This window comes from Phenylobacterium sp. (assembly GCF_041919955.1).
Classification (GTDB): Bacteria; Pseudomonadota; Alphaproteobacteria; order Caulobacterales; family Caulobacteraceae; genus Phenylobacterium.
Genome location: NZ_JAYRSU010000028.1, coordinates 1 through 11,155 on the forward strand (window position 1 = coordinate 1; position 11,155 = coordinate 11,155).

Genomic DNA, 11,155 nt, shown 5'->3' on the forward strand with positions numbered 1-11,155 from the left:
TCATGTTCGGCCGGCTCAAGGACTGGCGTCGCGTCGCCACCCGCTACGATCGATGCCCGACCGTCTTCCTGTCCGCCATCGCCCTCGCCGCTACCGTGCTCTTCTGGCTATGAGTCCTGAGCCTAGGAAGGCCAGTTGGATATCACTCAATTTTTTCACCGCATTTTTCCCGATGAGTTCTTCGAGAAGCCGTCGAAGCTGACGCTGCTTTAAAATTTCGATCCGAGATCGAAATTCACCACCATCCTCCAGGACCATCATCGAAGCAGCGTGTCCCACAACAAAAGAATCTAAAGATCGAGCAACTTGCGTCAAATTCTTCTTTTGCTTGGTACATTTTTCGAGAGAAGCGATATTTGACATCGCCGCCTCTATATCATTTAACTTCTTCGTCGGAGCACGGAGCTGATAAGCACCTTTCCCAAAAGGTGCGATCTCAACACCTAGAAACACCGCGCTTTCCGATGGATTACGAAGTGTCGTCTTCCCGTCCACGGCAAGATCCGGCAAATCCAACGATAACCTTGCAAGATTTTGGCGAACGAAATCGAGCCCATCCAAGCACTCGCGCTCGCTCTCTCCAAATATTGCTATGTCATCAGCATAGCGGATTGCCGAAAAACCGCGCACTGCTAGAGCATCGTCAAATTTCTTGAGCAACAAATTGGAAAGCACCGGCGAAATGGGCATGCCCTGCCGAAGCCCCCGTCCGGGCTGAATTGCAGTCTCCGATCCGTCTGCGCCTTCCCCCGCCGTCTCCAATTCACAATCAATAGCTGCGCTCATCAAATCAGCGATTAGCTTTCGGGAGACGCGTCGCCGAACGAGCGCCTTCATGAGTGGTCGTTCAATTCGGTCGAAAAACCGGATGATGTCCGCCTGCAACATCCACGGGCGCTGTTCGCGAAGGAAAAGTGCCCGTCGTTGAGCGTCAGCGAGCGTTCGCCCTTTCGTAAAACCATAGCTAACTTCGGAGGTCGCAACGAAGCGCGGATCGGCCTCCAAGTGACGCAGTAGAGCCCGCTGAAGCAGACGGTCCCGAACGGTCGGGATCGCTATTATGCGATGCCCGCCCGAAGCCTTCAGAACCCGCGCAGACCGCAGCGGGCTGAAGCGATAGGTATCAGACCTAATCGAACTCCGAATATTCGCGACATGATCTGCAAGGGACGACGAGAAGGCCATAGCGCTAACGCCATCAACGCCAGGGGCCCCGGCAGTTGAGGGTGCACCATCACGGCTATCATGCCAAACCCACTTGAGGGCCTCGACGGAGAGACTGCTTGGTAGTCGCCTCACACCAATCCTCCCCAAGGTTCCGGGTTGAGCTCCTTGGGGACTGTTTGGCAGTGCGATCCCGATCCAGGCGCACCATGCGATGCGTGATCGGAACCGGTGTCCGCGCCCACGGGCAACCCATACGGGGACCATTGGGACGAGGGTGAAACGAGGCGACGATCTATCCGCGACACCTCAGTTCGCTCTGAGGTCACATCAACCGTCGCTCCCGCCACTAGGATTGTGGCGAGAAACCCCGCGATTGCAACCCGCGCCCCCGCCCGGAGGCGGAGAACAAATCGTGAACGGTGCGCAATCTCGGCGCGAAAAGCCTCCTCGCCCCCCGACCCCCCGTCACTTAAGCTGATAGCCCGATCCCGGTTTAGCTCGTCGAGCAACCCGCATCCTCCATTCCAGTGCGATCCCGATCCAGGCGCACCATGCGATGCGTGATCGGAACCGGTGTCCGCGCCCACGGGCAACCCATACGGGGACCATTGGGACGAGGGTGAAACGAGGCGACAGAGGCCCTGAGCGTTAGAAACAACCCGGACCTGTTCGGATCATTAGACTGATTCGCAACGAGCAAAGCGATTGTTAATGACTGAGTAATGTTCGTCGAGGCTCGCCCCCTCAGAAGAACTCGTCCATCAGCCGGTAGAAGGCGCAGGCCGCCTCGTCCACCGCCTCCAGAGGATAGACCTCGCGCAGGATCGCGGCGGCGTCGATATCGGGATAGTTGAACTTCGCCGAGCGCAGGAAGAGGGCGAGGTCCTGCCAGGGGTCGGCCAGGCCGAAGCGGCCGAGGTCGACCAGGACCGGGCTGCGCCCCGGCGTCCAGACGAAGTTCGGCAGGCTGGCGTCGCCGTGGGTGAGGGCCAGACGCTCCACCGCCGGGCGCGCGGCCAGCGCCGCGTCCAGGGCCTGGCGGGCGGTCCAGCCGGCGCGCTCGTCGTCGAAATCGTCCTCATCCACCAGGCCTTTGGCGACATTGCGCTCCGCCAGGGCGAACTTGGCCGCCAGGCTCATGTCGAACGGGCAGCCGGCGGGATCGAGGCCGTGCAGATGCGCCATCGCCTCCACCGTCGCCACGAGGCCCGCGCGGACCTGGCCCTCCGGCAGGTGCGAGACCGCCGCGCCCGCCGCCCGCTCGGCCACCATCAAGAGGCCCTCGTCGAACGGTCCGGTCCAGATCGGGCGCGCGACCGGGACGCGGCCGTCCAGCCAGCGCGCGACCTCGATCTCGCGCGCCAGCAGCGCGACATTGCCCGGCATGTCGCCCGGCGCGAACTTCACCGCGACCTCGGGCGTGAGGGCGACGATGTCGCCCGACTGGCCATGGCCGACCATCTCGACCGGAACGCCGCCGTCGAGCCCGGCGGCCTCCAGCATCAGGCGCACATAGTCGCGCACATGGTCGGCTTCATCATACACCCGAAGCCTCGTGCCACCTCTACGTGGAGGCTGCGTGGAGGGCGCGTATAGAGTCTAGCTCGCCGGCGCCGTCAGCCGCGCCAGGGTCGTGCCCTCGCTGACCTGGTCGCCGACGCTGACGGCCAGGGATTCGACCTCGCCGTCGAACGGCGCGGTCAGGGCGTGCTCCATCTTCATCGCTTCCAGGGTCAGCAGGGCCTGGCCGCGCGCGACCTTGTCGCCGACGCTGACCGAGACGGCCACCACCTTGCCCGGCATCGGCGCGCGGACGGCCCCGTCGCCGCCCCCGCCGTGGGCCGCGTCCCTGACCGGCGGGCGGGTGGTCAGGACGAAGGTCTCGCCCGCGTCGAAGACCACGATCTCGCCCTCGTCGGTCAGCAGCACGTCCCCGGGCAGGTCCTCGCTCTCCAGCGGCGCGTCCAGGGCCGCGCCGTCCAGATAGAGCTTCATGGCCGTGCGCGGCGGGGCGTTCAGCCTAAAGCCCGTCAGGTGGGTCCAGGGCTCGGGCGCGCCGCCCTCCTCGTCCAGGGTCACGGCCATGGCGGCCGAGGCCAGGGCGTGTTCCGAGGGCGCTGGCGTGGCTGCCAGGGCCTCGATACGCGCCTCGATGAAGCCGGTGTCGACGTCGCCGGCGATGAAGTCCGGATGGTCCAGGCAGCGGGCCAGGAAGCCGGCGTTGGTCTTCACCGGCCAGACCTCGACCTCGCTGGCCGCCTGGGCCAGCAGGTCGCTCGCCCCCTCGCGGGTCGGCGCATGGGCGATCAGCTTGGCGATCATCGGGTCGTAGAACGGCGAGACCTCGCCGCCCTCCTCCACCCCGGTGTCGACCCGGATCAGGTCCTCGGGCAGCTTGAAGTGCTCCAGCACCCCGATCGAGGGCAGGAAGCCGCCGGCCGGGTTCTCGGCATAGAGCCGCGCCTCCAGGGCGTGGCCGCTGAGGGTGATCTCGTCCTGCTTCAGCGGCAGCGGCTCGCCCGAGGCGACGCGGATCTGCCATTCCACCAAGTCGACGCCGGTCACCGCCTCGGTCACCGGATGCTCGACCTGCAGGCGGGTGTTCATTTCCATGAACCAGATGCGCTCGCCCTTCAGCCCGTCGCTGGCGTCGGCGATGAACTCGACCGTGCCGGCGCCGACATAGCCGACCGCCTGGGCCGCCTTCACCGCCGCGCTGGTCACGGCGGCGCGCGCGGCCTCGCTCATGCCAGGGGCCGGAGCCTCCTCGATGACCTTCTGGTGGCGGCGCTGCAGCGAGCAGTCCCGCTCGTACAGGTGCACGACATTGCCGTGCGCGTCGCCGAACACCTGCACCTCGATGTGCCGGGGGCGGGTGACATAGGTCTCCAGCAGCACGCGGTCATCGCCGAACGCGGCGGCCGCCTCGCGCTGGCAGGAGGTGAGCGCCGCGGCGAAATCCTCCGCCCGCTCGACCTTGCGCATGCCCTTGCCGCCGCCGCCGGCCACGGCCTTGATCAACACCGGATAGCCGATGCGGTCGGCCTCGGCCTTCAGCCGCTCCGGGCTCTGGTCCTCGCCCAGATAGCCCGGCGTCACCGGCACGCCGGCATTGGCCATCAGCGACTTGGCCGCGTCCTTCAGGCCCATGGCGCGGATCGCGGCGGGCGGCGGGCCGATCCAGGTGAGGCCGGCGGCCGTGACGGCTTCGGCGAACTGCGCGTTCTCCGACAGGAAGCCGTAGCCGGGGTGGATGGCGTCGGCGCCGGCCGCCAGGGCCGCGTCGATGATCTTCTCGCCCACGAGGTAGCTCTCGCGCGCCGGCGCCGCGCCGATCGGCACGGCGATGTCGGCCATGCGCACATGCGGAGCGTCCGCGTCGGCTTCGGAATAGACCGCCACGGTGGCGATCCCCATGGCCTGGGCGGTGCGGAACACGCGGCAGGCGATCTCGCCACGATTGGCGACCAGAATGCTCTTGATCATGGTCACATCCGGAAGACGCCGAACCGGGTGTCCGGGATCGGCGCGTTGAGGGCGGCGGAGATGGACAGGCCCAGCACGTCGCGGGTCTGGGTCGGGTCGATGACCCCGTCGTCCCACAGGCGGGCGGTGGCGAAGTAGGGCGAGCCCTCGTGCTCGTAGCGCTCTCGGACCGGGGCCTTGAAGGCCTCCTCCTCCTGGGCGCTCCATGTGGCCGCGTCGCGGTGGACGGTGGCCAGCACGCTCGCGGCCTGCTCGCCGCCCATCACCGAAATGCGGCTGTTGGGCCAGGTCCACAGGAAGCGGGGGCTATAGGCCCGCCCGCACATGCCGTAATTGCCGGCCCCGAAGGAGCCGCCGATCAGCACGGTGAACTTCGGCACTTCGGCGCTGGCGACCGCCGTCACCAGCTTGGCGCCGTCCTTGGCGATGCCGCCGGCTTCGTACTTGCCGCCGACCATGAAGCCCGAGATGTTCTGCAGGAAGACCAGCGGGATCTTGCGCTTGCAGGCCAGTTCGATGAAGTGCGCGCCCTTCAGCGCGCTCTCCGAGAACAGCACACCGTTGTTGGCCAGGATCGCCACCGGGTAGCCCCAGATACGCGCGAAGCCGCAGACCAGGGTCGTGCCGTAGAGCGGCTTGAACTCGTCGAAGTCCGAACCGTCGACGATGCGGGCGATCACCTCGCGCACGTCATAGGGCGCGCGCACGTCGGTGGGCACGATGCCGTAGAGCTCGTCCGGATCGTAGGCGGGCTGGCGCGGAGCGGCCACGTCCTGCTCCACGGTCTTGGTCGAGTTCAGGTTGGCGACGATCGAGCGCACGATGGTCAGGGCGTGCTCGTCGTCTTCGGCCACGTAGTCGACGACGCCCGAGCGGCGGCCGTGGGTGTCGGCGCCGCCCAGCTCCTCGGCGCTGATCACTTCGCCGGTCGCGGCCTTCACCAGCGGCGGGCCGCCGAGGAAGATGGTGCCCTGGCCGCGGACGATCACCGTCTCGTCGCTCATGGCCGGCACATAGGCGCCGCCGGCCGTGCACGAGCCCATCACGCAGGCGATCTGCGGAATGCCCTGCGCGCTCATTCGCGCCTGATTGAAGAAGATGCGGCCGAAATGGTCGCGGTCCGGGAAGACCTCGGCCTGGTGCGGAAGGTTCGCCCCGCCGCTGTCGACCAGATAGACGCACGGCAGGCGGTTCTGCTGGGCGATCTCCTGGGCGCGCAGGTGCTTCTTCACCGTGATCGGGAAATAGGCCCCGCCCTTCACCGTCGCGTCGTTGGCGACGATCATCACCTCGCGGCCGCTGACCCGTCCGATGCCGGTGATCACGCCCGCGCCGGGCGCCTCGTCGTGATAGAGCCCGTTCGCCGCAAGGGCGCCGACCTCCAGGAACGGCGAGCCGGGGTCGAGCAGCCGCTCCACCCGCTCGCGCGGCAGCAGCTTGCCGCGGGCCGTGTGCCGCTGACGCGAGGCCTCTGGCCCGCCCAGGGCGGCCTTGGCGGTGCGTTCGGCCAGCTCGGCGGCCAGGGCGCGGTTATGGACCGCGTTGGCCTGGAAGGCCGCGCCGGCCTTGTCGATGTCGGTGGAAAGCCTGGTCATGCGCCCAGCAGCTCCCGGCCGATCAGGAACCGGCGGATCTCGTTGGTGCCCGCCCCGATGTCGTAGAGCTTGGCGTCGCGCACCAGCCGCTCGACCGGGAACTCTTTGGTGTAGCCAGCGCCGCCCAGGGCCTGCACCGCCTCCAGGCTGACCTTCACCGCGTTCTCCGAGGCCAGCAGGATCGCGCCGGCCGCGTCGAACCGTGTGGTGAGCCCGGCGTCGCACGCCTTGGCCACCGCATAGACGTACGCCCGGGCCGAGTTCAGCGCGACGTACATGTCGGCGACCTTGCCCTGCATCAGTTGGAATGAACCGATCGGCTTTCCGAACTGCTTGCGCTCGCGGACATAGGGCAGCACCACGTCCAGGCAGGCCTGCATGATGCCCAGCGGCCCCGCCGACAGCACCGCCCGCTCGTAGTCGAGGCCGCTCATCAGCACGGCGGCCCCGCCGTTCAGCGGGCCCATGACGTTCTCTTCCGGGATCTCGCAGTCCTCGAACACCAGCTCGGCGGTGTCCGACCCGCGCATGCCCATCTTGTCCAGCTTGGGCGAGACGCTGAAGCCCGGCGTGCCCTTCTCGACCAGGAAGGCGCTGACCCCGCGGCTGCCCTCGTCCGGCGAGGTCTTGGCGTAGACCACCAGGGTGTCGGCGTGCGGCGCGTTGGTGATCCAGAACTTCGTGCCGTTCAGTACGTAGCGGTCGCCGCGATGGTCGGCCCGCAGCTTCATGGAGATGACGTCCGAGCCGGAACCGACCTCGCTCATGGCCAGCGAGCCGACATGCTCGCCGCTGATCAGCTTGGGCAGATAGCGGCGCTTCTGCTCGGGGCTGCCCCAGCGGCGGATCTGGTTGACGCAGAGGTTCGAGTGCGCGCCGTAGGACAGGCCCACCGAGGCCGAGGCGCGGGAGACCTCCTCCATCGCCACCACGTGCTCGAGATAGCCGAGGCCAAGACCGCCGAACTCCTCCTCGACCGTAATGCCGTGCAGGCCGAGCTCGCCCATCTGCGGCCACAGCTCGCGTGGGAAGGTGTTGCTGGCGTCGACCTGGGCGGCGATCGGCGCGATCTTGTCGGCGGCGAACCGCGCGGTGGTCTCGCGGATCGCGTCGGCGGTCTCGCCGAGACCGAACTGGAAGTTGGGACCGGACATTCCTGGGCTGCCTTCTGCGGGCTGATCAAGGGTCAGCCTCGCAAACCTAGCGCCCGAAGAACAATCCACAAAATTGAATGCCCATGATCCATATGATAGATGACATCTATCATGGACCGCTATCTGCTGCGCTACTTCCTGGCGGTCGTGGAGACCGGCAACTTCAGCCGGGCGGCGACGCGCGAGAACGTCGCCCAGCCCACCCTTTCGGCCGGCATCGCCAAGCTGGAGGCCGAGCTGAAGGCCCGGTTGTTCGACCGCACCAACCGCCGCGTCCACCTGACCGAGGCCGGAAGCCGCTTCCTGGTGCACGCCCGCCGCATCGAGCACGAGTACAACCTGGCCCAGGCCTCGGTGTCGGGCGCGGCGCCCGGCGAGCTGCTGCGCGTGGCGGTGCTCTCGACCATCCCGACCGCCCTGGTCGGCCAGGCGCTGTCGCTCTGCGCCGGCGGCGGCGAGCGCATCGAACTGCTCGACGGGACCGAGCGCGAGGTCGCCGCCCTGCTCGACCGCCGCCGGGCCGATCTCGCCCTCACCATCGTCGGTCCGTCGACCGATCGTTTCGCCAGCGAGCGGCTGGCCGAGGAGGGCTACGGCCTGGCGCTGCCTGCATCCCACCGCCTGGCCGGCTTCAGGTCGGTGGCCGGAGAGGATCTGGCCGACGAGGTCATGATGGTGCGCCGCCAGTGCGAGGTCCTGGCCCAGACCAGCCGCTACTTCACCGACCGGGGGGTGCGCCCGTTCTTCAGCTATCGCGGCGCCGGCGACGACAAGGTGCTGGCCCTGGTCGCCGCGGGCCTGGGCCTGACGCTCATGCCCGACAGCTACCAGGCCCCCGGCGTCGCCCGCGTGGCGCTGGAGGGCTTCACGCCGCGCCGCACACTAGGCCTCTGCTACGCCGACGAGGCCGCCCGCCATCGCACGGACGGCTTCGTTCAGGCCGCGCGCGAGGTGCTGGGGAGTTAGTCCTTGCGGAACTTCAGCGGACCCTGGGCGGTGGCGATCACCAGCGCGCCGTCGGGAGTGAAGCTGTAGCTGCGGGCGGTCTCCAGGGCGCGCAGGTACTTGCCTTCCTGGTTCATCAGCGCCGGGGCGCAGGCCATCAAGGTCGAGCCGCCCTTGCCCAGGGTCAGCTTGTCGCCCTTGGTCTTCCAGCTGGTGAAGTATCGGTTGCAGCCGCCGGCCCCGCCGCCTGTCCCATCGGGGGCCAGCGTGAGGGTCACATGCGAGTTGTCGATGATCCCGCCGCCCAACAGGTCTTCCAGGCGCCATTCCGGACCGACCAGCGGCGCGCCGCCCGGGTGCGCGGGCGGGGCCGGCGCCGGCGCGGTGGCGCAGGCCGCCAGCGCCAGTACGCCCGCCATTGTCGCGCTTCGCATCACTGCCATTTCGAGCACAGCACGTCGGCCAGATAGATGCGTCCGCCCACCGTCTGGGCCGCGCCGTTCTTGGCGCGGACATAGCCCGCCGCCTTGCAGAAGTTGTCCGCCTCGCGGGTGATGCAGGCCGCGCCGCCGCCCTCGCGCTGACAGGCGTCGATCCGCCGGCCGCCGTATTCCGGGGCGGGGAAGAACTCCGCGGCCATGCCCTTCAGCGACTGGCCGCCCGGCCGGTCGGGAACCGGCTGGGGCAGCGGAGTCGGAACCCCGCTAGCCTGGCGCACCGACCCGACGCCGCGCACGCCCAGTTGCGCCATCAGGTTCGAAGACGAGCCGGTGACGACCGTACAGCGACCGCGGAAGAACCTCTGCTCGCAGACCTCCCACGAGCTGCCCCCGCCCATGCGCACGCTGCGCGGCGCCCAGGTGGCGGCGAAGATCGGCATCTCACGCGTCACGGTCAGGCTGCGGCCCGTGTAGTTCGCGCCCGAAAAGAACTGCGCATTGGGCGCCATCCGGTCCTGCGCGGCCGCCGGCGCGGTCGCGGCCAGGGCGATCGCCGCCGCCGCCATCACTCGAACTCGCATGAAGTCCTCCCGAAGAGCCCGTATTCCCTCTCCGGTAGAATGGCCAAGCGCGGCCGTAGTTCCCTTTGAAACGCAAAAGAAAAAGCCGCCCAGGCGGCCCCGGACGGCTCTATCGGAAGGCGGGAGAAGACGTTCAGGCCAGGGCCAGCTTCCCACGGCGCCGGCGCACCATCGTACCGACGAGGCCGAAGCCGGTGATCATCATCGCCCAGGTGGCCGGTTCCGGCACCGCGCCGGTCGGCGTGCGCTCCAGATTGACGGCCGCCCAGCTGTCGGGACCGCCATCGGCCTTGGAGAGCGAACCTTCGAGGGCGATGCGGACCTTGGCGAAGTCCTGGCGGCCGAAGACCGTCTGGTTGAGGTAGGTCTGCGAGGCCTGATCGGCGACGAAGACCAGGCCGGCGCTGCCGTTGCCCTGATCGGTGGTCGGGAACTTGTAGCTGCCGTTGATCTGGGCGATCAGCGAGGTCCCGCTGTAGAACTTCAGCGTCACGTCGTCGACGTTGATGCCGCTCTTGTTGGCGTTGCCCGGCTCGACGGCGTTGAACAGCAGGCCGACATCGGCCGCGCTCGCCCAACCCACGTCGCCGATCGTCGGGATGCCGAATTTCTGGTTGTCGGTCAGCGGGTTGGCTTCATGGCCGCCCAGGTTGTTGTACAAAGTGCCGTCGCACGCGCCGGCGCCGCCGACCAGGCTGCTGCCCGTGCCGCCGACCTTGACGCACCCCGAGCCGCCGCCCTGGATCGTCAGCAGGCGCGGCGCGTTGCCGAAGCCCTGTCCCGAGGCCGTGATCGTGTTGTCGTAGACCAGCGCCGCATTCGCCGCCGCCGGCAGAGCCATCGCCGCGACCGCCAGGGCCGCCACAAACCGCGTCTTCATACCCCACTCCTTCAATGGGCCATTCCGAGTGGCCGTGAAACTCGTCCGAACTGGCACAGGCGCCAGGCTGATGTCCGGAACCGAGCAATCGGCGTGCCAACCCCCACGGGATGGACGCCTCAGGCTGATGGCGCGGTCCCCGCCCTGTCTGCGCACGCAAAAGAAAAGCCGCCCCGCATGACGGGACGGCTTTCTTAGTCGATAGCCAGCGTACGTTCGGTAAAGAAGTACGCTGAACGAAGTGCTTCCTGCGGCGCCTTAGGCGACCGCGAGCGCCCCGCGGCGACGGCGGATGGCCGCGCCGGCCAGGCCGAAGCCGGTGATCATCATCGCCCAGGTGGCCGGTTCCGGCACGCCGGTCTGCACGCCCGGGATGTCCTGCGAGTACAGGTCGCCGACCTTGTTGTCCTTGGTCGCGTTGTTCGACCACAGGATCTTCAGGTGAGGACCGGCCTCGACGAAGTCGAACGCGCCGCTGGTGGCGGTCAGGTTGAAGGTCAGGTTGGTGTTGCCCGCGGTAGCGACGTTCGGCGACAGGTTGAAGCAGACGAAGCCCGCGCCATTGCCGTTGCAGCCGCCCGCATTCAGGCCGCCGGCCTGGCCGACCGTGTCGACGCCGCTGCGGGTCGCCGTCACCGAGGTGGTGCCCAGGCCCTTGAACGAGAACGCGCCCAGATACTGGGCGCCGGCCCAGTTGTCGGTCAGAGCGTTGACGCCGGCGATGTCGAACGTGACGCTCGTAGCGCTGTTCTGGGTCAGCGTGAAGGTCGCGCCCTGGAAGGTCGATTGCCACACCGAGGCCGCGTCGGCGGCGCCAGCCGACAGGAACAACGCAGCGCCAGCGCACACGGCGCCAAAGAACTTGTTCATACCCCACTCCTTCTCACGGCCGTTCCGAGCGACCGAG

At 67.8% G+C, this 11,155-nt stretch carries 9 protein-coding genes and 2 pseudogenes; 2 read left to right on the forward strand and 9 right to left on the reverse strand.

Translation table 11 applies throughout. The features are described from left to right. A pseudogene (locus ACE3T2_RS18640) lies at window positions 1-113 on the forward strand (IS5/IS1182 family transposase); the annotation flags it as partial. On the opposite strand, the gene ACE3T2_RS18645 reads toward ACE3T2_RS18640, so the two are convergent. The 5 genes from ACE3T2_RS18645 to ACE3T2_RS18665 form a co-directional block, all read right to left on the reverse strand. After that, complete coding sequence (locus tag ACE3T2_RS18645) at window positions 91-1,431, reverse strand: reverse transcriptase domain-containing protein (RefSeq protein ID WP_374660110.1); 1,341 nt, start codon at window positions 1,429-1,431, stop codon at window positions 91-93. The pseudogene ACE3T2_RS18640 and the gene ACE3T2_RS18645 overlap by 23 nt on opposite strands. A 480-nt stretch (window positions 1,432-1,911) precedes the next feature. Further along, window positions 1,912-2,712: an aminoglycoside 3'-phosphotransferase gene (locus ACE3T2_RS18650; protein ID WP_374660112.1), complete on the reverse strand. Its 801-nt coding sequence runs from the start codon at window positions 2,710-2,712 to the stop codon at window positions 1,912-1,914. A 54-nt stretch (window positions 2,713-2,766) separates the two neighbouring features. After that, window positions 2,767-4,653 carry a biotin carboxylase N-terminal domain-containing protein gene (locus ACE3T2_RS18655; RefSeq protein ID WP_374660115.1) on the reverse strand — a complete coding sequence of 629 codons (1,887 nt, stop codon included), beginning with the start codon at window positions 4,651-4,653 and terminating at the stop codon, window positions 2,767-2,769. A gap of 2 nt (window positions 4,654-4,655) precedes the next feature. After that, a complete protein-coding gene (locus ACE3T2_RS18660) occupies window positions 4,656-6,248 on the reverse strand; it encodes a carboxyl transferase domain-containing protein (protein ID WP_374660117.1) in 1,593 nt (530 codons plus the stop codon). Further along, window positions 6,245-7,402 carry an isovaleryl-CoA dehydrogenase gene (locus ACE3T2_RS18665; RefSeq protein WP_374660119.1) on the reverse strand — a complete coding sequence of 386 codons (1,158 nt, stop codon included), beginning with the start codon at window positions 7,400-7,402 and terminating at the stop codon, window positions 6,245-6,247. The genes ACE3T2_RS18660 and ACE3T2_RS18665 overlap by 4 nt, the downstream gene beginning before the upstream one ends. 111 nt (window positions 7,403-7,513) lie before the next feature. Between ACE3T2_RS18665 and ACE3T2_RS18670 the strand changes: the two genes are divergently transcribed. Further along, window positions 7,514-8,368 carry a LysR family transcriptional regulator gene (locus ACE3T2_RS18670; protein WP_374660121.1) on the forward strand — a complete coding sequence of 285 codons (855 nt, stop codon included), beginning with the start codon at window positions 7,514-7,516 and terminating at the stop codon, window positions 8,366-8,368. Here the strand turns inward: ACE3T2_RS18670 and ACE3T2_RS18675 are convergent. The 4 genes and pseudogenes from ACE3T2_RS18675 to ACE3T2_RS18690 all read right to left on the reverse strand — a co-directional run bounded on the left by ACE3T2_RS18675 (window position 8,365) and on the right by ACE3T2_RS18690 (window position 11,118). After that, entirely contained in the window at window positions 8,365-8,781 is a 417-nt protein-coding gene (locus tag ACE3T2_RS18675) for an META domain-containing protein (protein WP_374660123.1), read from the reverse strand. The genes ACE3T2_RS18670 and ACE3T2_RS18675 overlap by 4 nt on opposite strands. Next, window positions 8,781-9,368, reverse strand: coding sequence for a hypothetical protein (locus ACE3T2_RS18680; RefSeq protein ID WP_374660125.1), 588 nt, complete (start codon window positions 9,366-9,368; stop codon window positions 8,781-8,783). Before ACE3T2_RS18680 ends, ACE3T2_RS18675 begins: the two co-directional genes overlap by 1 nt. Window positions 9,369-9,501: 133 nt before the next feature. Further along, window positions 9,502-9,606, reverse strand: a pseudogene (locus ACE3T2_RS18685) (PEPxxWA-CTERM sorting domain-containing protein); the annotation flags it as partial. Window positions 9,607-10,506: 900 nt separating this feature from the next. After that, on the reverse strand, window positions 10,507-11,118 hold the full coding sequence (locus ACE3T2_RS18690; protein ID WP_374660127.1) for a PEPxxWA-CTERM sorting domain-containing protein: 612 nt from the start codon (window positions 11,116-11,118) through the stop codon (window positions 10,507-10,509). Window positions 11,119-11,155: the final 37 nt, after the last annotated feature.